This window comes from Delftia sp. NA_296.1 (genome assembly GCF_052692095.1).
The window spans coordinates 351,090-374,424 of the sequence record NZ_JBQZGF010000007.1; the positions used below are offsets into that span (position 1 = coordinate 351,090).

Annotated in this window: 17 protein-coding genes; 7 read left to right on the forward strand and 10 right to left on the reverse strand. The window is 68.5% G+C overall.

Features of this window, described 5'->3' with window-relative positions:
• Nucleotides 1–111 precede the first annotated feature (111 nt).
• A complete protein-coding gene (locus tag ACUTR7_RS19400; protein ID WP_013803479.1) occupies nt 112–615 on the forward strand; it encodes an acyl-CoA thioesterase in 504 nt (167 codons plus the stop codon).
• Here ACUTR7_RS19400 and ACUTR7_RS19405 read toward each other — a convergent pair.
• The 5 genes from ACUTR7_RS19405 to ACUTR7_RS19425 form a co-directional block, all read right to left on the reverse strand.
• Nucleotides 602–3,541 carry an ATP-binding protein gene (locus ACUTR7_RS19405; protein WP_445609595.1) on the reverse strand — a complete coding sequence of 980 codons (2,940 nt, stop codon included), beginning with the start codon at nt 3,539–3,541 and terminating at the stop codon, nt 602–604. The genes ACUTR7_RS19400 and ACUTR7_RS19405 overlap by 14 nt on opposite strands.
• 251 nt (nt 3,542–3,792) lie before the next feature.
• Nucleotides 3,793–4,605 carry a uroporphyrinogen-III C-methyltransferase gene (gene cobA / locus ACUTR7_RS19410; protein ID WP_445609579.1) on the reverse strand — a complete coding sequence of 271 codons (813 nt, stop codon included), beginning with the start codon at nt 4,603–4,605 and terminating at the stop codon, nt 3,793–3,795.
• 27 nt (nt 4,606–4,632) lie between these two features.
• Entirely contained in the window at nt 4,633–5,547 is a 915-nt protein-coding gene (gene ybiB / locus ACUTR7_RS19415) for a DNA-binding protein YbiB (RefSeq protein WP_063326787.1), read from the reverse strand.
• Nucleotides 5,548–5,645: 98 nt separating this feature from the next.
• Nucleotides 5,646–8,498, reverse strand: a complete 2,853-nt coding sequence (locus tag ACUTR7_RS19420) for a nitrate reductase (protein ID WP_445609580.1) — start codon at nt 8,496–8,498, stop codon at nt 5,646–5,648.
• A 50-nt stretch (nt 8,499–8,548) separates the two neighbouring features.
• Nucleotides 8,549–9,811 carry an NAD(P)/FAD-dependent oxidoreductase gene (locus ACUTR7_RS19425; RefSeq protein WP_445609581.1) on the reverse strand — a complete coding sequence of 421 codons (1,263 nt, stop codon included), beginning with the start codon at nt 9,809–9,811 and terminating at the stop codon, nt 8,549–8,551.
• A gap of 413 nt (nt 9,812–10,224) precedes the next feature.
• Here ACUTR7_RS19425 and ACUTR7_RS19430 point away from each other — a divergent pair, with 413 nt between their 5' ends.
• The 3 genes from ACUTR7_RS19430 to ACUTR7_RS19440 all read left to right on the forward strand — a co-directional run bounded on the left by ACUTR7_RS19430 (nt 10,225) and on the right by ACUTR7_RS19440 (nt 13,486).
• Complete coding sequence (locus ACUTR7_RS19430; RefSeq protein WP_445609582.1) at nt 10,225–11,952, forward strand: methyl-accepting chemotaxis protein; 1,728 nt, start codon at nt 10,225–10,227, stop codon at nt 11,950–11,952.
• A gap of 130 nt (nt 11,953–12,082) precedes the next feature.
• Nucleotides 12,083–12,736 (forward strand): DUF937 domain-containing protein, encoded by a 654-nt coding sequence (locus ACUTR7_RS19435; protein ID WP_012204293.1) that lies wholly within the window; start codon nt 12,083–12,085, stop codon nt 12,734–12,736.
• Nucleotides 12,737–13,045: 309 nt separating this feature from the next.
• Nucleotides 13,046–13,486: a CBS domain-containing protein gene (locus ACUTR7_RS19440; protein ID WP_012204294.1), complete on the forward strand. Its 441-nt coding sequence runs from the start codon at nt 13,046–13,048 to the stop codon at nt 13,484–13,486.
• A gap of 60 nt (nt 13,487–13,546) precedes the next feature.
• On the opposite strand, the gene ACUTR7_RS19445 is transcribed toward ACUTR7_RS19440, so the two are convergent.
• The 4 genes from ACUTR7_RS19445 to ACUTR7_RS19460 form a co-directional block, all read right to left on the reverse strand.
• Nucleotides 13,547–14,353 (reverse strand): ABC transporter ATP-binding protein, encoded by an 807-nt coding sequence (locus ACUTR7_RS19445; RefSeq protein WP_445609583.1) that lies wholly within the window; start codon nt 14,351–14,353, stop codon nt 13,547–13,549.
• Nucleotides 14,350–15,285 (reverse strand): nitrate ABC transporter permease, encoded by a 936-nt coding sequence (gene ntrB, locus ACUTR7_RS19450; protein ID WP_034391448.1) that lies wholly within the window; start codon nt 15,283–15,285, stop codon nt 14,350–14,352. Before ntrB ends, ACUTR7_RS19445 begins: the two co-directional genes overlap by 4 nt.
• Before the next feature lie 40 nt (nt 15,286–15,325).
• Nucleotides 15,326–16,606: a CmpA/NrtA family ABC transporter substrate-binding protein gene (locus ACUTR7_RS19455; protein ID WP_065346497.1), complete on the reverse strand. Its 1,281-nt coding sequence runs from the start codon at nt 16,604–16,606 to the stop codon at nt 15,326–15,328.
• Between the two features lie 309 nt (nt 16,607–16,915).
• Nucleotides 16,916–18,181, reverse strand: coding sequence for a nitrate- and nitrite sensing domain-containing protein (locus ACUTR7_RS19460; RefSeq protein ID WP_099752629.1), 1,266 nt, complete (start codon nt 18,179–18,181; stop codon nt 16,916–16,918).
• Nucleotides 18,182–18,513: 332 nt separating this feature from the next.
• Here ACUTR7_RS19460 and ACUTR7_RS19465 point away from each other — a divergent pair, with 332 nt between their 5' ends.
• On the forward strand, nt 18,514–20,211 hold the full coding sequence (locus tag ACUTR7_RS19465; protein WP_445609584.1) for a putative bifunctional diguanylate cyclase/phosphodiesterase: 1,698 nt from the start codon (nt 18,514–18,516) through the stop codon (nt 20,209–20,211).
• Between the two features lie 90 nt (nt 20,212–20,301).
• Entirely contained in the window at nt 20,302–21,342 is a 1,041-nt protein-coding gene (gene tsaD / locus ACUTR7_RS19470) for a tRNA (adenosine(37)-N6)-threonylcarbamoyltransferase complex transferase subunit TsaD (RefSeq protein WP_012204300.1), read from the forward strand.
• A 182-nt stretch (nt 21,343–21,524) separates the two neighbouring features.
• Here tsaD and ACUTR7_RS19475 read toward each other — a convergent pair whose 3' ends face one another.
• Nucleotides 21,525–21,905 carry an Hsp20/alpha crystallin family protein gene (locus ACUTR7_RS19475; protein ID WP_034391459.1) on the reverse strand — a complete coding sequence of 127 codons (381 nt, stop codon included), beginning with the start codon at nt 21,903–21,905 and terminating at the stop codon, nt 21,525–21,527.
• Nucleotides 21,906–22,003: 98 nt separating this feature from the next.
• Between ACUTR7_RS19475 and ACUTR7_RS19480 the strand changes: the two genes are divergently transcribed.
• Nucleotides 22,004–23,314: a branched-chain amino acid ABC transporter substrate-binding protein gene (locus ACUTR7_RS19480; RefSeq protein ID WP_445609585.1), complete on the forward strand. Its 1,311-nt coding sequence runs from the start codon at nt 22,004–22,006 to the stop codon at nt 23,312–23,314.
• The last annotated feature ends 21 nt before the right edge of the window (nt 23,315–23,335 follow it).

Sequence of the window (23,335 nt, forward strand, 5' to 3'; positions counted from 1 at the left end):
GCCAGGGACACCGAGGAAGGGCCTATGCCGGCCGCGCCGCCCCGCACCGAGGGTGTCGTCCCCCTCTGGGGGAAGGCGCGCAGCGACTCAGGGGGGACCTAGAATCCAGCGATGAATTTCCCATCGCACCAGCTGAGCATGACCGTGCTCATGTCGCCCGACATGGCGAACTTTTCGGGCAACGTCCATGGCGGCGCCGTTCTCAAGCAGCTCGACCAGGTGGCCTATGCCTGCGCCAGCCGCTACGCGGGCCGCTATGTGGTCACGCTGAGCGTGGACCAGGTGATGTTCCTGCAGCCCATCCACGTGGGCGAGCTGGTGACCTTCCTGGCCAGCGTCAACCACACGGGCAAGTCGTCGATGGAGATCGGCATCAAGGTGGTGGCCGAGGACATCCGCACCCAGGTGGTGCGCCATGTCAACAGCTGCTTTTTCACCATGGTGGCGGTGGACGAGAACAAGCAGCCTGCGCCCGTGCCCACGCTGGTGCCGGCCACCGACGAGGAAAAGCGCCGCTGGCAGGCCGCGCTGATCCGCAAGGACCTGCGCCGCGAGCTGGCCCAGCGCTTCGAGCAAAGCCGCGTGACGGCCAGCAGCTCGGTCAAGCCGGGCTGAGCGTGGAGGGTGCGGCCGGTGGCCGATGCCAGGTGCCGGGCGCGCTGCCCTGCAACTCGTCCCGCACCTGCTCGATGACGCGCCTGAGGTCTTCCATGGAAGCGGGCTTGGACAGCACCTCGTCGGCACCGGCCTGCAGGTAGCGCAGCGCTTCGGAGGCCTCGGGACTGGCGGTCAGCGCAATCACGCGGCAGCGGCGCAGCTGGTTTTCGGCTTCCCGCCGACGCAGGCGCCGGATGAACTCGAAGCCGTCCATGATCGGCATGCGGCCGTCGGTGATGATGAGATCAAAGGACTCGACCAGGCAACGCGCCCAGGCCTCCTGTCCATCGCCGGCCAGCGAGATGCCGTGGCCCAGCGCGGTGAGCTGGCTCTTGAGCAGCTCGCGATTGAACATATAGTCTTCCACGGCCAGGATTCTGAGTTCAGGCTCGGCCGGGACTTCGGGCAGGGGCTCGGTGCCTGTATCGGCCTTTGCACGCAGCTCCAAGGGGGCGGGCATGATCCGGGGCAATACCTCTTCGGCCGACGGCCTGTCGTCCGGCTCCACCAGCGGCAGGCTCAACCTGACCGTGAAGCGTGAGCCCCGGCCCGGCACGCTCTCCAGGGTGATGGTCCCCCCCATGTGTTCCAGCAGGCGGCGCGTGATGCTCAGGCCCAGGCCGCTGCCGAAGGCCTGGTCCTGATGGGCGCCCGGCACCTGCGAAAAGGGCTTGAACAGCCGGGCCTGGTCCTGCGGGGCAATGCCGATGCCGGTGTCCTCCACCTCCATCTGCAGCAGCAGGCGGTCATGGCGGCGGGTGCCTTGCGCGCGCAGGGTGACGCTGCCGCGTTCGGTGAATTTGATGGCATTGCTCAGCAGGTTGAACAGCACCTGCTTGAGGTGCAGCGGGTCGGCCGTCACGCTGTGGTCCACGCCCTTGCCAACCTGGGTGCGCAGCGACAGCCGCTTGCCGTGCGCCAGGCCCTGCAGCAGCGGGGCCATATCTTCGATCAGCGGCCGCAGCGCCACGGGCTGGGGCGTGGAGTCGATGTGGCCCGACTCGATGCGGTGCAGGTCCAGCACATTGCCCAGCAGCAGGAGCATGCCCTGTGAGGCCTTGTGGGCCGCGGCCAGCGTATCGCGGTGGGGCAGGCCGAGTTTTTCGCGGTCCTGAGCCAGCTCCAGCAGGCCGATGATGGCGCTCAGCGGCGTGCGTATCTCGTGGCTGGTGGTGGACAGGAACAGGCTTTTGGCCCGGTTGGCGGCCTCGGCGCGCCGCTCGGCACGGCGCGTCCTGCGCATCTGGCGGCTCAGGTAAAAGCCCCAGACCAGGGAGGTGGCCGTGGCCAGCGCCAGCGCTGCCAGCAGCAGCAGCAGGCGCTGGCGGTGCTCGCGCCAAAAGCGCGTGCCGCTGCCGCTATCGCGCGGCGCCCACAGGCGCACGATTTCGGCCATTTCTTCGGGTGAGATGGACAGCTGGGCCTTCTCCAGAATGCTCAGAAGCTCGGGCTCGGCGGCATGCACGGCCAGGCTCACGGGGCGGGTGTAGTCCTCCAGGATGCCGGTGAGCTGCAACTGGTTGCCCAATTGCTGGGCGTTGGCATAGCGCGCTGCGTAGTCGTTGCCGACGAAGGCATCGCTGTCATCGGCCGCCACGCTGGCCAGGGCCTGGGCCAGGTCGGGATACAGCTGCAGCCGTATGCGCGGATGCTCGCGGCGCACCGTGTCTTCCAGGAAGAAGCCAGCCACCATGGCCACGCGCTTGCCCTCCAGTCCCTGCAGGTGGTGTATGCCCTTGTCGCGCTGTGTGCCCGCATTCGCCTCGGGCCGGGCCAGCACCACCACCGCGCTGCGCAGGTAGGGCGGCAGCAGCTTGATATCGGGCGATGCAATCGGCGGCGAGGTGTAGACGGGGGTGAGCAGGGCCTTGCCCGAGCCCAGAATGGCCTCGAGTTCGGTGTAGTTGCGTGCGGTCACGTAGTCGAACTGCAGGCCGGCGCGGTGGCTGATCAGGTCCAGGTAGTCGGGTCCTATGCCCTCGGCCTGGCGGTCGGCATTCAGCTTTCCCAGCGATCCCAGCGAGCTGTTGAGCACCACGGGAATGCGGGGATGGGCATCCAGCCACTGCTTTTCCGAGGGTGTCAGGGCCACGCGGTCGCTTCCCAGCAGCGGACGGCGGCTGCCGCTCCAGCTGTGCAGAATGTCGTCGCCATGCTGCAAGGTGATGGCGGGCAGTGCCTGGTCCAGATAGGCCTTCAGCTGCGTATCGTCATGCCGCACCAGCATGCCGAAGCCCCGGCTTTCTATGGGGGCAAAGCCCTGCACGCGCAGGTTGAGCAGGTAGTTGGCCTGGATCAGGTAGTGCACCGTGACCGTGTCGCCGACGAAGCCGTCGATCTCGCCCAGGCTCAGCGCCTCCAGCGCGCGGCGGGGTGTTTCATAGGTCAGCAGCTCGCTGAGAGGATAGGCGGCCGCAACCTGGGAGCGCAGCAGCTGGTCGGGCGTCATGGCCAGCCGCGCGCCCCGGCGCTCCGCGTCGAAGGGCGCATGCGAGAGCGACACCAGCACGGGCTGGCTGGGCAGGTAGGGCACGCTCAGGGCTAGGTCGGCGCGTTCGGCCTCCAGCTCGGTGCCCTCGCAGGCCAGGTCGATCTCGCCGCGCCGCAGCGCATCGAGCACGGCCACGCGCGATCCATAGGTCTTGAAGCGCACCGGCGCGGGAAACAGCAGTCCCAGGTGGTCGGCCGTGATGCCCTGGAAGCGCTCGCCATCGATCATTTCCAGGGGAGGATGGTCGGGCAGGGAAATGCCCACGGTCAGCGGCCCGCGCGCCTGCAGCCACTGGCGGTGCGCGGGTGTGAGCCAGGGCTTTGCAGCGGCCGTGACGCGCGTGGCCAGCACCATTTCGGCGCCTCCAGCCAAGCCGGGCATGAGCAGGGCCATGCCCAGCGCGCAGCCGGCCAGCAGCGGCGACCACGTGCGCCGCCATGCGGACAGCCGTATCTGCGCAGCTGTGGAAGTGAAAGTAAGGCCTGGTGTTTTCATGGAATCCCCCGATGGCGCTACCGCCGCCTGGCGGAGCTGACGGTCTGCCAAAACGGTCTAAACGCCGTTTCGGCAGCCAACAGGGGATTTTTAATGAAAACTAATGACTTTTATGAATCGATAGATTTTTGATTGCAGCAATCTCGCACTCAGGCGGCTGCAACCGCAGCGGTGAGCTGCGTCTGAGGTTCGGCCATTGCCCGTACGCCATGGACCACATCGCCAACGACGATGACGCTGGGGCTGCCCAGGCCCGTGTCGGCAATGCACTCCACCAGCGCGCCCAGCGTGGTCAGCGCGTGGCGCTGCTGTGGCAGGCTGGCGTGCTGGATCACGGCCACGGGCGTGGCTGCGGGCAGGCCATTGAGCAGCTCGGCGCGGATGTGCTCCACGCTGCTCACGCCCATGTAGATCACCAGGGTGAGCCGCGCATCGCGCGCGGTGGCGGCCAGCTGGCGCCAGTCGGTGCCGCTGTCGCCGGGCTTGGCGTGGCCCGTGATGAAGACCACGCCGTGCGCCCGGTCGCGGTGCGTGAGCGGGGCGCCCAGGCTGGTGAGCCCGGCCAGGCCAGCGGTGATGCCGTTGATGACCTGGACCTCGACGCCCGCTTCGCGCAGGTGCTCCACCTCTTCGCCGCCGCGCCCGAAGATGAAGGGGTCGCCGCCCTTCAGGCGCACCACGGTCTCGCCCTCCTGCACGGCGCTCAGCATGAGCTTTTCGATGAAGGCCTGGGGCGTGCTCTTGCAGCCGCCGCGCTTGCCCACGTAGACGATGCGCGCCGTGGGCGCGGCATGGGCCACGATGGCGTCGCTGACCAGGTCATCGACCAGCAGCACGGTGGCGACCTGTATGGCCTTGAGGGCCTTGATGGTCAGCAGCTCCGGGTCGCCGGGGCCTGCGCCGACCAGGGTGCAGGTGCCGCGCCGGGCGGTGTTCGCGGGGGTGTGGGACGGGGTCGTCATGGCGGGGCTCCGTTTTTTCTGGGGTATTCAGCGAATCTGATCGGCAAGGTGGACGATGTGTTCCACCTGGCGTGTGAGCGCGGGCGGCACGGGCAGCCGGCCCGCGAGCACGTCTTCGGTGTAGCGCGCCGTGGTGTCCACGTCGATCTCGGCGGGCAGGCCCGGCACGTCGGAGGCGGTGCCGCTTTGCTGCTCGGCCAGCAGCTGGTGAGCGCCTGCCACAAAGCCGTCGTAGCGCGGCAGCCGGCGCGGGTCGGCCGCGACCTCGCCTTCCAGCCCGCGCGAGAGCAGGACATTCATGCCCAGTGTCCCGAAGGTGCCGTGCAGCATGGGCAGGTACTCGGGATGGGTGTAGGCCGTCACCAGCAGGCAGGGGCCGTCGCAGGGCGCCAGCAGCTTGACCACGCTGTGGCCCGGGTTGCGCAGGCCGATGACCTCGCGCACGGACAGCAGGCGCGCCAGGGCCGGGTGCAGATGTTCGGTATGGATATGGGCCACCTGGCCGCCGGCCAGGGCCTGGGGAGATGGCAGCGGCGCAATGCCCAGAGCCTGCAGCACATCGCTGGCCAGGATGCGGCGCGCCTCGGTGCGCATGCCGTGCAGCAGCACGGGCAGGCCTTCGCGTGCCAGCAGCAGGGCCAGCAGGGGCGTGAGCACGGGCAGGCGGCGCGCGCCGTTGTAGCTGGGCAGCACGATCACGGGGCGGCCATTGGCCGCGGCGGGAAAACGGGCGACGCGCGCATGCACGGCGTCCAGGAAGCCGCTCATCTCCTCGACGGTCTCGCCCTTGATGCGCATGGCGATGCAAAAGGCCCCGATCTCCAGGTCGCTGACGCCGCCGTCCAGCACCTGGCCGAACAGGTCGGCCGCCTGCGGGCGCTCCAGCGCCTTGGCTCCGCGTGCGCCGCGGCCTATTTCCTTGATGTATTGGCTGATGCCCATGGCGTTGCAATCGTGGGTGGAATCCTGTGGGGGCATATTTTCCCGCAGGTTTCATTACTTTTCGCTATATATGCAAACCCGTTGTTCAATCGCCTCTTTCATGCGGCCTCCTGGCTCTTCGCCAGGGGGATGTGGCGCACCAGACGCTTGAGCTCGGGCAGGCAGGAGCCGCAATTGGTGCCGCAGCGCAACTGGCCCTGCAGCGCGGCCAGGCGCGCGTCGTCGCTGCCCTCGCAGCGCGCAAGCGCGCCTGCGATGGCGGTCTCGTCCACATCGAAGCAGGTACAGACCTGGCGCGCACGCGGCTGGATGGCCAGCGGCGCCGAGCCCGAGGGCATGAGCAGCAGGCGGCCATAGTCCTGTGCCGGCATCTGGTCCTGCAGCAGGGTGGACAGCCAGCTGCCCGCGCGCGTGTCGCCCGCCAGCAGCAGGGCTTCGACCGTGGTGGACAGGCTGTGGCGGTCCAGCCGCAGCGCGCGGCTGTGCTGGCGGCGGCGGTCGCTGTAGCGCAGGGTGTCGGCGGCATCCAGGCCCAGCAGGGATTCGATCCGTGCGAGGACGGCCTCGCCCGGCGCCTCATGCGCGGCGGCGCGCAGCAGCACGCCGTGCCGGGCCCGGGCGGCGTCCTGCAGCGGGACGGCATTGCCGAAGGGCACGCAGCTGGCGAAGCCGAAGTGCGGCATGAGGGCGGACAACTGCTCGCGCACGGCCAGCACCCGGTCCTCGGGCAGCCAGGCCATGGCCAGCAGGGTCCAGGGCAGTTCGGCCTTTTGCAGCTTCACGGCCGTGTGCTTGAGTTCGGGCTGCTTGGAGCCGGGGCACAAGGCAGGTGTGGTCAGGGCATTGACGCCGCCCATTGAAGTGCCGCCCATTGAAGTGCCGCCCAGGTACTCGCCGCCCCAGTGCATGGCCATGAAGAGCTGGGAGGGCGTCAGCGTGTCATCGGGCTGCACCGGCACCAGCAGGGCGCCGCGCCGGCTGCTCATCTGCACCAGGTCGCCCGCGCGCAGGCCGCGCTCGGCCATGTCCCGCGGGTGCATTTGCAGGCAGGGCTCGGCCGCATGGCCGAACAAGCGGCCCAGCTGGCCCGTGCGGCTCATGCCGTGCCACTGGTCGCGCAGCCGGCCCGTGGTCAGGCTGAAGGGGTAGTGCGCATCGGGCGGCTCGGCCAGCGGCTGCCAGGGCAGCAGGGCAAAGCGTGCGCGGCCATCGGGCGTGGGAAAGCGGCCGTCTTCGTAGAGCCGTGCGCGGCCTTGGGCTGCGCCTTCGGGCAGCGGCCATTGCTGGGGGCCTTGCGCGTCCAGCAGATCCCAGGACAGGCCGGTGATGTCCAGGTCACGCCCGCGCGTGCTCTCGCGGTGCTCGTTCCAGATGGCCTGGGCGCCGGCAGCGGCGTCTTCGGTGTCGTAGGGAAAGAGGCTGGGCCGGCCCGGGCGCAGCCGTGCCTCCATGCGCCGCGCGCAGTCCACGGCAATGCGCCAGTCATGGCGTGCGGCGCCGGGTGCGGCCACGGCGGGGCGCACGCGCGAGATGCGCCTTTCGCTGTTGGTCACCGTGCCGATCTTCTCGCCCCAGGTGGTGGCAGGCAGCAGCAGGTCGGCGTAGGCGCAGGTGGCGGTGGTGGCAAAGGCCTCCTGCACGATGACGAATTCGGCCCGCTGCAGCGCGCGCCGCACCAGGGCCTGGTCGGGCATGCTTTGCGCAGGGTTGGTGCAGGCTATCCACAGCGCGCGGATCTCGCCCTCGGCGGCGGCCTCGAACATCTCCACGGCGGTCTTGCCGGGGCGGGGCGGCACGTCGTCCACGCCCCACAGTGCGGCCACTTCGGCGCGGTGGGCCGGGTTGGCCAGGTCGCGGTGGGCCGACAGCAGATTGGCCAGCCCGCCCACCTCGCGCCCGCCCATGGCATTGGGCTGGCCCGTGAGCGAAAACGGCCCCGCGCCCGCGCGCCCGATCTGGCCCGTGGCCAGGTGCAGGCCGATCAGCGCGGCGTTCTTGGCCGTGCCGTTGCTGCTCTGGTTCAGGCCCTGGCAGTACAGGCTCAGCGTGGCGCCACGGGCGGCGCCGTCGCGTGCATCCCCGCCCAGCGCAAACCATTGCGCGGCCTGGAACAGGTCGTGCCGGGGCAGGCCGCAGAGATCGCCCACGCGCTCGGGCGTGGCCTCCCGCACCAGGGCCTGCAGGTCGGCAAAGCCGCTGGTGTGGCGTGCGATGTAGGCCTGGTCCAGCCAGCCTTCCAGTTCCATGATGTGCAGCATGCCGTGGAACAGCAGGGTGTCGCTGCCGGGGCGCAGCGGCAGGAAGAGGTCGGCCATGCCGGCCGTGTCGGTGCGGCGCGGGTCGGCCACGATGATCTTCATCTGCGGCCGCGCGGCACGCGCCTGCTCGATGCGCCGCGTGAGCACGGGATGCGCCCAGGCCGCGTTGCTGCCCGCGATGAAAAGGCAGTCCGCATGGTCCACATCCTCGTAGCAGGCCGGTGGCGCGTCGGCGCCCAGCGTGAGCTTGTAGCCGGCCACGGCGCTGCTCATGCACAGGCGCGAATTGGTGTCGATGTTGTTGGTGCCGATCAGGCCCTTGGCCAGCTTGTTGAAGACGTAGTAGTCCTCGGTCAGCAACTGGCCACTCACATACAGGCCCACGGCGTCGGGGCCGTGCTCCTGCACGATGGAGGCCAGCCTGCCGGCGGCCAGGTCCAGTGCGGCATCCCAGCCCACATCCTGGGGCGCCGCGCCGCGCGTGGCACGCAGCGCGGGCTGCAGCAGCCGCGTCTGCTGTGCCAGGGCGGGCGAGGCCGTCAGGTGCAGGGTACTGCCCTTGGTGCACAGGCGGCCGTGGTTGGCGGGGTGCGCCGGATCGCCGCGCACGCCCGTGATGCGCGCACCATCGCTTTCGATGAGGACGCCGCAGCCTACGCCGCAATAGGGGCAGGTGGATCGGGTTTCTTGCATGGCGGGCCTGGGGTGGATGAGGGAAGGGCAGGGCACGGGGGCGGGCGCCGTCACGGGCCGCTGGCCGGGTCGGCCTGGCTGGCCTGGCTGGCTTGACTTTCGCCGAACATGAGGCGGTCGCGCAGTTCCTGCACTGCCACGCCATCGCGCAACAGGCGGAAGTACCAGCCACCGTCCTCGGTGTCGCCATACAGGCAGGCGCCGACCAGCCTGTCACCGCGCAGCACCAGCTTGCGGTACACGCCCGCGCCGGGGTCGCTGAGCACGATTTCCTCCGTGCCCTCGTCGCCGCGGAAGTCGCCCGCGCTGAACAGATGGATGCCCGTGACCTTGAGCTTGGCCGAGGTCTGCGAGCCCGGGTAGCGGCCGATGCCCATCTCCGCCAGGTGGTTGGCCAGCACCTTGCCCTGCTCGAACAGCGGCGCCACCAGCCCGTAGGCCACGCCCCGGTGCGCCGCGCACTCGCCCACGGCGTAGATGCGCGGGTCGGTCACGGTCTGCAGCGTGTCGCTGACCACGATGCCGCGCTGCACGTGCAGGTGCATCTGCTCGGCCAGCGTGGTCTCGGGCCGGATGCCCACGGCCATGACCACCAGCGAGGCCGGTGCCTCGCGCCCGTCCTGCAGGTGCACGCAGGCCACGCGGCCCTGGCCGTCGCCCGTCAGCGCCCGGGTCTGGGCCTGCATCAGAAAGCGCATGCCGCGCTCGGCCAGCGAGGCCTGCAGCAAGGCGGCGGCGGTCTCGTCCAGCTGGCGGTCCAGCAGGCGCTCGCCCGCATGCACCACGGTAACGTCCATGCCGCGCTTCATGAGTCCGTTGGCGGCCTCCAGGCCCAGCAGGCCGCCGCCGATGACCACGGCATGGCGGTGGCTGGCGGCCGCCGCGATCATGGCCTGGGTGTCGGCAATGTCGCGGTAGCCCAGCACGCCTTCCAGCTCGCGCCCGGGCACGGGCAGCATGAAGGGGCGCGAGCCCGTGGCCAGGATCAGCCGGTCGTACTCGGCGCTCACCGGCTGTCCGGCCGCGTCCACGGCGTGCACCACGCGGCGCGCCCGGTCGACTGCGTGCACGCGGCAGCCCGCATGCAGGGTGATGCCGTGCTGCGCATACCAGGACCAGTCGTTGAGGATGATCTCGTCCAGCCGCTGCTCGCCCGCCAGCACAGGCGACAGCATGATGCGGTTGTAGTTGGGGTGGGGCTCGGCACCGAATACCGTGATCTCGTAGAGGTCGGGCGCGATCTTGAGCAGCTCCTCCAGCGTGCGCACGCCGGCCATGCCGTTGCCCACCATCACCAGCCTGGATTTTTTCATCGTGCCCCCGTTGCGGTTCGGAAAACAAAAAAGGCGTCCCCACGCTGCGCGGCCGATGGCTGCGCGCGGGGTGACGCCTTTGTCCCGGGCCGTGGCACGTCGTTGCGCCTGGCCCTGCGGCCCTTCATGGCCACGCCCGGTATTTAGCAAGCTGCGTGCCAGGCCTGCTGCCCTGTGGCGACTGATCGCCCGGGGACGCGAGTCCGCGCGGCCGTGCCAGGCTGGTGCGCCGCATGCATCAAAGCGGTGCGCGTGCTATCGATACGGTCCTATCAGATGTCTGAATCCAATGGAGGTTTTGTTTTTATTTGTTTCAAATGTGGCGATTCGGGGTAAAAACTGTGAACTCCGGCCAGCGGTTCGCTGGGCCGGATGGGGCACGCAGGATTTTTCTTCTTCAAGGGAGGATGCCTATGAGAGTGAATCTGCCGGTCAGTACGCGCGAGTACTCGTTTCCCAAGGGCCAGACCCTGGTCTCCACCACGGACCTGAAGGGCCGCATCCTCTACTGCAACCCGATGTTCATCGAGGTCAGCGGCTACGAGCGCGAAGACCTGCTGGGCCAGCCCCACAACATGATCCGCCACCCCGACATGCCGGAGGAAGCCTTCCGCGACATGTGGGAGACCATCTCGGCGGGCCTGCCCTGGTCCGCCCCCGTGAAGAACCGGCGCAAGAACGGCGACTTCTACTGGGTCATGGCCAATGTCACCCCGCTGATGGATGGCGACCGGCCCTCGGGCTACATGTCCGTGCGCACCGAGGCCACGCGCGAGCAGACGGATGCGGCCGAGCGCCTCTACGCCACCATGCGCGCCGAGAAGGACGCCGGGCGCCGGGTCCACGTGCTGCGTGCCGGCCACCTGTTGCGCAACAACCTGCGCGGCCGCCTGGCCAACGCATTGAGCCTGGGCCTGGCCGGCAAGCTGGTGCTGATCTTCTTCATGGTGGTGGCGGCGGCCTTTGGCGCGGCGCTGGCGGGAGGGCATACGCTGGACGCATGGTCTGCGCTGGCCTGGCTGGCGGTCTGCATCTTCACGGGCCTGGCCGGGGCCTGGGCCTACCGGCTGACCGTGGCGCCGCTGGCGCAGATGGTGCTGCTGGCCAACCGCCTGGCGGCCGGCGACCTGACGCAGACCATACGCATCACGCGCAAGGACGTGGTGGGCGATCTGCAGAAGGCGCTGAGCCAGCTCAACGTGAACCTGCTGTCCATCGTGCGCGATGCGCGCGAGGAAAGCGACAAGATGCAGATCTCCAGCCGGGAAATCGCGCAGGGCAACCATGACCTGTCCGCGCGCACCGAAACCCAGGCGGGCAACCTGCAGCAGACGGCGGCCTCCATGGAGGAGATCACGGGCACCGTCAAGCACACGGCCGACTCGGCCCGCCAGGCCACGGACCTGGCCGCCCAGGCCAGCGAGGTGGCCGAACGCAGCAGCGGCGCCGTCGATGGCGTGGCCGCCACCATGAAGCAGATCCAGGCCGCGTCGGGGCGCATCGGAGAGATCACGCAGCTCATCGACTCCATCGCCTTCCAGACCAATATCCTGGCGCTGAACGCTGCCGTGGAGGCCGCGCGCGCGGGCGACCAGGGCCGGGGCTTTGCGGTCGTGGCGGCCGAGGTGCGCAGCCTCTCGCAGCGCACGCTGGCGGCGGCCAAGGAGATCCGCGAGCTCATCGACGATTCCGCCGCCAAGGTGCTGGACGGCAACCAGAGGACCGAGGTGGCGCAGAAGACCATGATCGAATCGCTGGATCTGGTGCGGCGCGTGAGCCTGCTGATCGGCGAGATCCACAGCGCCTCCAGCGAGCAGCTCAGCGGCATCTCGCAGGTCAACGCGGCCGTGGCGCATCTGGACAGCATCACGCAGCAGAACGCGGCCCTGGTCGAGCAGAACGCGGCATCGGCCATGGCCTTGCAGGCCCAGGCGCAGACCGTGTCGGAAACCGTGCAGGTGTTCCGGCTGGACGCCACGGGCCGCTCGCCTGCCGCAGCGGGCGATGCCGTGGCCCTGCGCCGCTCCATGAAGGCCCAGGCACAGAGCCCGGCAGGCGGCCAGGCACGCAGCCAGGTGCAGAGCGCGCCACAGATGCGGCAGGCGCGCGCGCAGCCGCAGAGGGTGCTGACCACGACCTGATCCCTGCGGGTTCCTGCGGACGCTGGAAAACATCGTTGACACTTGGACGTGGCACCGTCATGTGCGCTGCGCAGGCTTGCGCATACCATGTGGCTTTGTGTTGACCGGGCGACCGGATGAAGGAACGACCATGAACTCCAGCTCTTCCCTGGCCGCCGAACTGATGGCCCAACTGCAGGGCGCGCCCATGCAGCAGATGGCGGACCAGATCGGCGCCAGCCCCGCCCAGACCGAAAGCGCCGTGGGCGCGGCCCTGCCCGTGCTGCTGGCCTCGCTGGGCCGCAATGCGGCCGATCCGCAGGGCGCGGCCAATCTCTTCGGCGCTCTGCAGCGCGACCATGGCGCGGCCAGCGGCGGCGGCGCCGGTGGCCTGGACCTCGGCGGCCTGCTGGGCTCGCTGCTGGGCGGCGGCGCAGGCGCGGGCGGCAATGCAGGTGGCGGGCTCGATGGCGCGGCCATCCTGGGCCACATCCTGGGTGGCAACCAGCAGCGCGCGCAGGACGGACTGGGCCAGGCCACGGGCCTGGGCAGCGGCGGCGCGGCCCAGCTGCTGCAGCTGCTGGCCCCCATCGTCATGTCCTTTCTTGCACAGCGCGTGAGCGCAGGCGGCATGGATGCCGGCGGCCTGGGCCAGGTGCTGGGCCGCGAGCATGCGCAGGCGCAGCAGCAGGGCGGTCTGGGTGGTGGTTTGCTGGGCAGCCTGCTCGATCAGGATGGCGACGGCCAGGTAGGTCTCAGCGATCTGATGAAGATTGGTGGCAGTCTGCTGGGCGGCCGCCGCTGAAATGATGCAACACCCCCTGAGCCGCTTCGCGGCTTCCCGTTGCACGGCGCCCCTCTCTCGCTTCGCGGGAGGGGAACGACGCCGTCGGCTAGGCGCCCCCGCCGCGAGGCGGCTCTTGCTCGGCGTCCCTCGCTTAGGTAGCGCCAGTCGTATGCGCTGCAGGTGGCTCTATTGCAGGACCAACGGATAGGTTGGGATCAGGGGAACGGGCAGGGCCGGTGCGTGTGCATACACGCGCTGGCCCTGTTGCTTTTTGGGCGCAGTTCGGATGACACTAGAACCGAATTGGCGAACGACTGAAAGGCACCCATGACAGCAGTTGCAGACATTCTCAAGTCCAAGGCCAGCGGCGCGGTGTACAGCATCGCGCCTACCGATTCCGTGCTCGATGCGCTGCGGCTCATGGCCGACAAGGGCATTGGAGCCCTGCTCGTGATGGAGGGCAGCGAGATCGCAGGCATCGTCACCGAGCGCGACTACGCGCGCAAGATCGCGCTGCTGGGGCGCACTTCGGGCGCCACCCTGGTGCGCGACGTGATGACGCGCGACGTGCTCTTCGTCGGCCCCACCCAGACCACGCAGGAATGCATGGCGGTGATGACCGAGAACCGGCTGCGCCACCTGCCCGTGGTGGACGAGGGCGGCAAGCTGCTGGGCCTGATCTCCATCGGAGACCTGGTCAAGGACATCATCTCCGAGCAGAAGTTCATCATCGAGCAGTTGGAGCACTACATCTCGGGCCGGCACTGAACCGGGGCCCGGCCGGCCCGCAATGTGCAGGGCCTGGAAGGCGGCAGGACCGGCGAAGGTTCAGGCCGCCTTTTCCACATGCCCCTGGCGTGTGTAGAGGAAGTCGATCACCGCCTTGCGGCACTCGCGGTAGCGGTCGTCCTCGGCCAGCGCCACGCGGTTGCGCGGGCGGGCCAGGCCGACCTGCAGCACCTCGCCGATGGTGGCGGCCGGGCCGTTGGTCATCATCACGATCTTGTCGGACAGCAGCACGGCCTCGTCCACGTCGTGGGTGACCATGACCACGGTGCTTTGCGTGCGCGCCACGATCTCCAGCAGCTCGTCCTGCAGCTTGGCGCGCGTGAGCGCATCGAGCGCGCCGAAGGGCTCGTCCATCAGCAGCACCTGCGGCTCCATCGACAGCGCGCGCGCAATGCCCACGCGCTGCTTCATGCCGCCCGAGATTTCACCGGGCCGCTTGTGCGCGGCATGGCCCAGGCCCACCAGCTCCAGCGCGGCCAGGGTGCGTGCCTTGAGCTGGGCGCGGCTTTCCGTGCGGCCATAGACGCGCTCCACGGCCAGGTGGATGTTGCCCTCGCAGGTCAGCCAGGGCAGCAGCGAGTGGTTCTGGAAGACCACGGCGCGCTCGGGCCCGGGGCCCTTGATCTCCTTGTTGGCGCACAGCAGCACGCCCGTGGTGGGCGTGGTCAGGCCCGCGATCAGGTTCAGCAGGGTGGACTTGCCGCAGCCCGAGTGGCCGATCAGCGAGACGAACTCGCCCCGCGCAATGGTCAGGTCGATATTGCGCAGCGCCGGAAACAGGCCCTTGGCGGTCTTGAAGCTCTGCTCCACGCCCTGGACCTCGATGAACTTGGACGATGCATTCATGCCTTCACCTCTTCGAACGTAAATGCCGTTGCCAGCTTGACCAGGGCCATCTCCAGCAGCAGGCCCACGATGCCGATCACGAAGATCGCGATGATGATGTTCTTGACGTTGAGGTTGTTCCACTCGTCCCAGACCCAGAAGCCGATGCCCACGCCGCCGGTAAGCATCTCGGCCGCGACGATGACCAGCCAGGCCGTGCCCACCGCCAGGCGCACGCCGGTCAGCATGTAGGGCAGCACGGCCGGGAACAGGATGGTGGTGGCGATCTTCCATTCGCTGAGGTTGAGCACGCGCGCCACGTTCATGTAGTCCTGGGGCACGCGCTGCACGCCCACGGCGGTGTTGATGAGCATGGGCCAGATCGAGCAGATGAAGATGGTCCAGATCGCCGCCGGGTTGGCGCCCTTGAAGACCAGCAGGCCGATGGGCAGCCAGGCCAGCGGCGACACCGGGCGCAGCAGGCTGATCAGCGGGTTGAACATGCGCGACAGGAAGTTGAAGCGCCCGATCACGAAGCCGGCCGGAATGCCGACCAGCGCCGCCAGGCCAAAGCCCACGGCCACGCGCTGCAGCGAAGCGAGCACATTCCAGCCCACGCCCTGGTCATTGGGGCCGTTGCGGTAGAACGGGTCGCTGAAAATCTCCACCGCCTGCTGCCAGGTCGCCAATGGCCCCGGAATGCTCTGGCCCGAGCCTGCAGCCACCAGGGACCACACGCCCACCAGCAAACCCAAGCCGCACAGCGGCGGCAGCACGGCCAGCCAGAAGGCACGCGACAGCGCTGCCCAGTCGCGCGGGGCGGCGGGTGCCCGGGCCTGGGGGGCCGGCGCGGCTGGAGCGGCGGGCCCTGAGACCTGCGCGGAGATCGGTGTGGAAGCGGCTGCCGGTGCGGCAGCGGATTCGGCCGGGAAGTGGAAGACGGCGCTGACCATGGTGTGTTCCTCTGTGGGGTGGGGCTTCAAAGGGTATCTCTCAGGCCTTGATGGCAAAGCTGTCCGCGTACTTGCGCGGATCCTTGCCGTCCCAGACCGTGCCATCCATGAGCTTGCTGCTGCGCATCTCCGCCTTGGGCAGCGGGGCCTTGGCAGCGGTGGCGGCCTGCTGGTAGATGTCCAGGCGGTTGATGGAGCGGGCCACGCCCAGGTAGTCGGGGTGGTCCTTGAGCAGGCCCCAGCGCTTGTGCTGGGTCAGGAACCACATGCCGTCGGACAGGTAGGGGTAGCCCACGCTGCCGTCGCCGTAGAACTTCATGTGGTTGGGGTCGTCCCAGGTCTTGCCCATGCCGTCCTGGTAGCGGCCCAGGATGCGCTGGTTGATGGCATCCACGCCCGTGTTCACATAGGCCTTGCCGGCAATGGTCTCGGCCATGCGGGTCTTGTTGGCCAGGCTCTCGTCGATCCAGCGGCTGGCCTCGATGATGGCCGCCGTCACGGCGCGTGCCGTGTTGGGGTTCTGGCGTGCGAACTCGGCCGTGGTGCCCAGCACCTTTTCGGGGTGGTCCTGCCAGATGGACTGGGTGGTGGCGGCCGTGACGCCGATGCCGTCCATGATGGCGCGGTGGTTCCAGGGCTCGCCCACGCAAAAGCCGTCCATGTTGCCCACGCGCATATTGGCCACCATCTGCGGCGGCGGCACGGTGATGACCTTGGCATCCTTGAGCGGGTGTATGCCGTTGGCCGCCAGCCAGTAGTACAGCCACATGGCGTGCGTGCCCGTGGGAAAGGTCTGGGCAAAGGTGTATTCGCGCTTTTCGCTGGCCATCAGCTTGGCCAGGCCCGCGCCATTGACGGCACCCTTGTCGGCCAGTTTCTTCGACAGCGATATGGCCTGGCCGTTGTGGTTGAGCGTCATCAGCACGGCCATGTCCTTCCTGGCGCCGCCCACGCCCAGGTGCACGCCGTAAACCAGGCCGTAGAGCACGTGGGCAAAGTCCAGCTCGCCGTTGACCAGCTTGTCGCGCACGCTGGCCCAGCTCGCTTCCTTGGAGGGAATGATCTTGACGCCGTACTTCTGATCGATCCCCAGCACCGAGGCCATCACCACGCTGGCGCAGTCGGTCAGCGGGATGAAGCCGATGCGCACCTCTTTCTTCTCTGGCGCATCCGAGCCGGCCGCCCAGGCGCCATGGTGGCCCAGCTGGGTGTAGAGCGCCGCACCGCCTGCCAGCGTGCCGGCCTGGCGCAGAAAGTCGCGCCGGGGCAGGGCCGGGCCGGCGGTGAGAGGGCCTGTGGTGGGCTTGGGGCTTGACGCCATGGCGGAACTCCTTCGATCGTCGGGAATGGAACACTTGCAAACGGGCCCTGCTCCAAGCAAAACGGCGTCCTCTCCAGCCGCGCTGCGCGGGGAGAGTGACGCCGTTGTCCTGGGGCCTTGAATCAAGACCGGGGTCCCGGCCGCCTTTGGCCGGGAGTTGCCAAAGTCAATGCAGAAAGCGTGCCAGGCCGTGTTCACAGGGGGCCATGTCGTCCATCGGCCTTGCCAGCCTCGCCGGGCCACCTTCTGGTGCGTTCCATGGCACCAAGTCGGTGCTGCACTGCAGCATGGCTCGCACCGGCCCGGCGTTCAATGCGCAGGTGGCAGGAGATCGGCCATGGAAAGCACGGCCTGCGCCACATCGGCCAGGCGGCGGTTCTGGTTCATGGCGGTCTGGCGCAGCAGCTTGTGGGCCTCGCCTTCGCTGAGCTGGCGCCGCGCCATCAGCAGGCCCTTGGCGCGTTCCAGCAGCTTGCGCTCCGTGAGCGTGGCGCGCACGGTCTCCAGCTCGGCCTGCATGGCCTGCAGGCGCTGCGACTGGTCCTGCACCAGGTCCATCACGGAACGGTCCAATTGCGGCCCCAGCCGTGCGGCCGGCGGCTGCAGCTCGCCCGGCGCCAGCGTGGCCGAGACCGGCGTGGTCGCCAATGCCTGCGGCGCCTGCAGCAGCGTCTGCAGGGCGGCGCGGGCATCGGCAATGCGGTGCTGGCATTGCTGCTGCAGCTCGGCCGTCAGGCGGGCCTCGACGGTCTGCAGCGCGTCCATGCGCTGCGAGCAGCTGTCGAACCAGGGCTCGGCCATCTCCACGGACAAAGGCGCGCCCGCCGTGGCCGTGCAGCCCACGCGGCGCAGCCGCTCGATCACGGCCAGCGTGGCGTCGGCCGCGCTGCTTTCTTGCCACAGGGCCAGGGAATGGGGCGGCGCGAACTCCGCAAAGACCTGAAAGCAGCGCTCCTGCGAGGCGATCAGGTGCAGCCAGTGCTGCTGGCGCGGCGCATCGCTCACGCCCGCGCCGAACGCCGCCACGCCCGTGGCGCGCTCCTGGCCCGCGAACTCCTTGCCCTGCATGAAGTTGAACAAGGCCACCAGCAGGCGCGAGATGCCGGGCTCGGGCGCGCTGTCCGCCGCCTCGAAGACCACGGCCAGCAGGCCGGCCACCAGATCGATATAGAGCGCCGTGGCCGCCTCCGGCGACAGCGCGCGGCTGGCGACGCGCTCACGCAGCGCGGGCAGGGCGTCCAGGCACTGCAGCACATGGGCGATGCGGCTGAACAGCCGCGCGCCATGGCCGGGGTGGCCGGTGAGTCCCGCACCGCCGGGCTGCATGTCCACCAGTTCGAAGCCGTCGCGCGCCGCAGCGGCCATGCGGTCGCACTCGGCCATCTGCGCCAGCCTGGCCGGGCCGCCGCGCGCGCCTGCGCTGGCCAGAAAGACGTTGGACAGGCCGCGCTCCTTTTGCAGCGCATGGATGAGGCGGCTGAGCAGATCCACCAGGGCGCTGGTGCGCTGCAGTTGCTCCAGCTCGCCGATTTCGCACTGCCGCGCGGCCACAAGAAAGTTGAGAGCGGTTTTCATGGGGGGCTTGGTCCTGTCTGCCTGCCTTGATGCAGTTTGCCTTGGTGCAAGGGGCCTGGATGCAATTCCCATGCCGGGGGCGTCGCGCGGTGCTTGCATGGGCACGGGATCGATGATTTGATAGAATTTTTTTAATGATTTGAAATTTTCGATACACAAACTGACGTGTAAGCGTGTCGAATGTTTGCAAAGCGAATGGGGCGGTTTTTCAAGAAAAGCCCCGTTCATCCGGCGCACATGGCAACGCAGACCACGGCATTGGGCTGCGCAATGCGGCAGTGAGGCTGAATCGGCATGAGTTTGAAATATCACGAGAAGATCGGTTTTTCCCCATGCATTGGCTGTTCATGACCGAGGGGGTGTCCCGGTGGATACCAGCGCGCTGGCGCAGCCCGACATTTGCGTGCTGGCTGGCTTCGCTGCTGCCCTGCATGGCGCAGGGTCAGGTGCTTGCGGCCGCCCAGGACGGCGTCGCGTCGGCGCAATTTGCCGATGAGGGCGTCTGGTTCGCTGGATGGCATGCCCTCGGCCCGTGGGGTGCCGGTGCGTTCGTGGCGTTCCTGCTGGTGTGCTCGGTGCTCTACATCCGCATGCGCTGCAAGGCGCAGCGCCTGACGCAGTCGCTCAAGCAGAGCAATGAGAAATTGCTGCGCGCCAATGTGAAGCTCAAGCGCATCGCCTTCAGGGACCCGTTGACCGGTACGGCCAACCGGGCGCTTTTCGAATACCGGCTGGGCCGCACGATTGCGCGCGCCGACAGCTCGGTGGAGCAGCCGGGGCCCTGCGGGCCGGTGCGCGTGGGCCTGCTGTACATCGACCTGGATGGATTCAAGCCCATCAACGATGTGGAAGGCCATGCCGCCGGTGATGCGCTGCTGTGCCAGGTGGCCGTGCGCCTGGGCCATATGACGCGCAAATCGGACACGCTGGCGCGCGTGGGTGGCGACGAGTTCGTGCTGCTGCTGGGCTGCCTGGCTTCGGTGGACGATGCCGTGGCCATGGCCGGACGGGTGCAGAAGGCCTTGAGCCAGCCGTTCGACCTGCCAGGAAAAGCGGTCTCCATCAGCAGCTCCATCGGCGTGGCCATCTATCCCGACCATGGCAAGAAGGAAAAGCTCATGGCGGCGGCCGATGCCGCCATGTACACGGCCAAGCGTGCCGGCGGGAACACCTACGCCATCTTCAAGGAAAGCATGCGCCAGGGCGTGGTCGCGCAGTTCGACCTGCAGCAGGCCCTGCGCCGCGCCGTGGCCAGCCAGCAACTGGTGCTGTTCTATCAGCCCAAGATCGATACCCGCACGGGCCGCATCCGCAGCGTGGAGGCGCTGGCGCGCTGGAACCACCCGCAGTTCGGCCTGATCAGTCCCCGCGTGTTCATCCCGCTGGCCGAGCGCTTCGGCCTGATCAGCGAGATCGGCGACTGGGTCATCGACGAGGCCTGCCGCCAGACCGCGCAATGGGCGCGCGAGCGGCGCTTCATGCGGGTGTCCATCAATATCTCGGGCTACCAGCTCTTTCAGACGCGGCTGGCGCAGTTCATCGCCGAGGCGATCGCAAGGCACAGCATCCGGCCCGAGCAACTGGTCTTCGAGATCACCGAGTCCGTGGCCATGGAGGACGACAAGACCACCATGGCCGTGATTGCCGAACTCACGGGCATGGGCGTGCAGATCTCCATCGACGACTTCGGCACCGGCTACTCCAGCCTGGCCCTGCTGCGCCAGCTGTGCGCCGACGAGGTGAAGATCGACCGCAGCTTTGTGCGCGACGTGGCCCTCAAGAGCGATGCGCGGGCGGTGGTCGATGCCATCGTGCGCCTGGCCCATGCGCTGGAGCTGCGCGTGGTGGCCGAAGGCGTGACCAACCAGCAGCAGCGCGAAGTGCTGCAGGCGCTGGGCTGCGACGAGCTGCAGGGCTTTTACTTTGCCCGCCCCATGGATGCCCAGGCACTGATCGCCAGCGAAATCTGGACCTCCGACGGCTTCGAGCCCGTGCGGTTCTCGCGCTCTTCCTACATAGACAACCTGTAGCGGAGCGCCGGCCGTGCAACTGCCCGCCTGCCAGGGGCCATTGATGCCGGTGGCCGTGCGCCGCGCCCGCAGGTTCTACACTTCAGCCCCATGAGTTTGCTGATTCTGGGGATCGAATCCTCCTGCGATGAAACCGGCGTGGCCCTGGTCGAGGCCCCCGATGGCACGGGCGTGCCCACGCTGCTGTCCCATGCGCTGCACAGCCAGATCGACATGCACCGCGCCTACGGCGGCGTGGTGCCCGAGTTGGCCAGCCGCGACCACATCCGCCGCGTGCTGCCGCTGACCGAAAACGTGCTGGGCGAGTCCGGCCGCTCGCTGGACCAGGTCGATGTGATCGCCTTCACGCGCGGCCCCGGCCTGGCCGGCGCGCTGCTGGTGGGCGCGGGCGTGGCCTGCGCCATGGCTGCGGCATTGAACAAGCCCGTGCTGGGCGTGCACCACCTGGAAGGCCATCTGCTGTCGCCCTTCCTGAGCGCCGATCCCCCCGAATTCCCCTTCGTGGCCCTGCTGGTCTCGGGCGGCCACACGCAGCTGATGCGCGTGGACGGCGTGGGCAGCTACGCCATCCTGGGCGAGACCATCGATGACGCTGCCGGCGAGGCCTTCGACAAATCGGCCAAGCTCATGGGCCTGCCCTATCCGGGCGGTCCCGTGCTCTCGCGCCTGGCCGAAGGCGGCGATGCCCAGGCCTTCAAGCTGCCCCGGCCGCTGCTGCATTCGGGCGACCTGGACTTCTCCTTCGCCGGCCTGAAGACGGCCGTGCTGACCCAGGCGAAGAAGCTGGGCGATGACCTGGAGGCGCGCAAGGCCGACCTGGCCGCCAGCACGCAGGCCGCCATCGTCGAAGTGCTGGTCAAGAAAACCCTGGCCGCGCTGCAGCAGACTGGCATGAAGCGCGTGGTCGTGGCCGGCGGCGTGGGTGCCAACCGGCTGCTGCGCTCGCAGCTGGATGCGGCCTGCGCCAAGCGCAAGCTGCGCGTGCACTACCCCGAGCTGCACCTGTGCACCGACAACGGCGCCATGATCGCCATGGCCGCAGCCATGCGCCTGCAGGCGGGCCGGGAAGTGGCCAACAGGCACTACGCCTTCGACGTCAAGCCGCGCTGGCCGCTCGATTCGCTGGCCTGATTCTTCGGCCGCCTCTGCCTTCCCTATCGCCGCGCTGTGCGGCGGGCCACCTTGAGGCGCAGCCTGTGCAGCACAAAAAAAGCCCGGCATGTGCCGGGCTTTGAAAACGGGCTGTCACCTTGCTAAGAGGAGGGAAGAAAGGATTGGTTGACAGCCCGGGTGCACAAACTCGCTGACCGGATTTACTGGATGCTCAGCGTGGTGGCCTTGCTCTGCGGCTCCAGGCGGGCCAGGGACAGCGTGAGCACGCCGTTTTCCAGCTTTGCGCTGCTGGCGGCAGTGTCGATCTCATGGTCCAGCTCCCAGGCGCGCTGCACCTGGCGGGGCGCACCCTCGACGCTGGACAGACGGACCACGGCGCCTTCGATGCTCAGCTGCAGCTGCTCGCGGGACAGGCCGGGCACATCCAGCTGCAGCGTCGTGGCCTTTTCATCGCGCTGCACCTGCACCGACGAGGGAGAGTGGGCGGCGTTGCCCAGGGTGCCTTGCAGGAAGCGCTGCAGGGCCAGATCGGCGGCTTGGGGGTTGAAGGCGTTGCGGCGGAGAACAGGCGAGAAGATCATGGTGAAGTGGCTCCTATAAACTGCGCGGCTTCATCGAAGTTGTCGCCGCATGGAGCGTAGTTGAGCGGCGTTGAACGCATTTCAAGAGGGAAAAAGCCATGAATAAATTGCGCCGCAAGGTCTTGAAAAGCGGTGCCATGGCGCTATTTGCGGCGCCCGCGCTGGCGGCCCGGGCCGCAAACGAACGCGGACAGCCCGTGCCCCCGCCGCGCGGCGAGCCCATACGGCTGGCGCTGATCGAAAGCCTGTCCGGCCCCTTTGCCAATACGGGCGAGGCCGTGTTCCGCAACCTTCTGTGGGCCACCGAGCGCGTGAATGCGCGCGGCGGTGTGCCACTGCCGGCCGCGCAGGGCGGCGCCCGGCCCCTGGCCATCGAACGCCATGACAGCAAGGGCCAGAACGAGGAGGCGCTGTCTGCGCTGCGCGCAGCCATCGACGGCGGTGCGCGCGTGGTCATGCAGGGCAATTCTTCGACCGTGGCCGCCGTGCTGGTCGATGCCATTGCCAAGCACAACGAGCGCGATCCTGCCCGGCGCGTGCTGTACCTGAACTACTCGGCCGTCGATCCTGCGCTCACCAACGAGCGCTGCAGCTTCTGGCACTTTCGCTTCGACGCCCATGCCGACATGCGCATGGCCGCGCTGATGCAGGTGCTGCGCGAGGACGCGGCCGTGCGCAGCGCCTACCTGATCGGGCAGGACTACAGCTTTGGCCAGGCCGTGCTGCGCGAGGCACGGCGCCAGTTGGCCGCGCAGCGGCCCGATGTGGCCATCGTGGGCGACGAGCTGCACCCCGTGGGGCGCGTCAAGGACTTTGCGCCCTATGCCGCCAAGATCAAGGCCAGCGGCGCCCAGGCCGTGATCACGGGCAACTGGGGCAACGATCTGATGCTGCTGGTCAAGGCCGCGCGGGAGGCGGGTTTTGACGGCCGCTTCTACACCTTCTACGGCAATGCGCTGGGTGCACCCGCCGCTTTAGGCGAGGCCGGCGTGGGCAAGGTGCTGGCCGTGGCCGACTGGCTGCCCAACGTGCCGGGCCCCGACAGCCAGGCCTTCTACAAGGCATTCCGCGAGCGCTTTCCCAGGCCTGCCGATGACTATGTGCACATGCGCATGCAACTGATGATCGAGGCCCTGGCCCAGTCCATGGCGCGTGCGGGCAGCACCGACACGGTGGCCGTGGCGCAGGCGCTGGAAGGCGCCGAGGTGGCGCTGGCCGGGCGCAAGGGCCGCATGCGCGCGGCCGACCACCAGTTCCAGCAGGCGCTGGTTGTCGGCGTCATGGACAGGCAGGGCGCGCCCGGCGTGCCCTTCGATGTGGAGGGCTCGGGCTACGGCTTCCGCGTGGTGCGAGAGATCGAGGCGGCGCGTGCCGAGCAGCCTGCGATGTGCCGCATGCGCCGTCCCTGACCGCCTCGACGGTTTGGATGG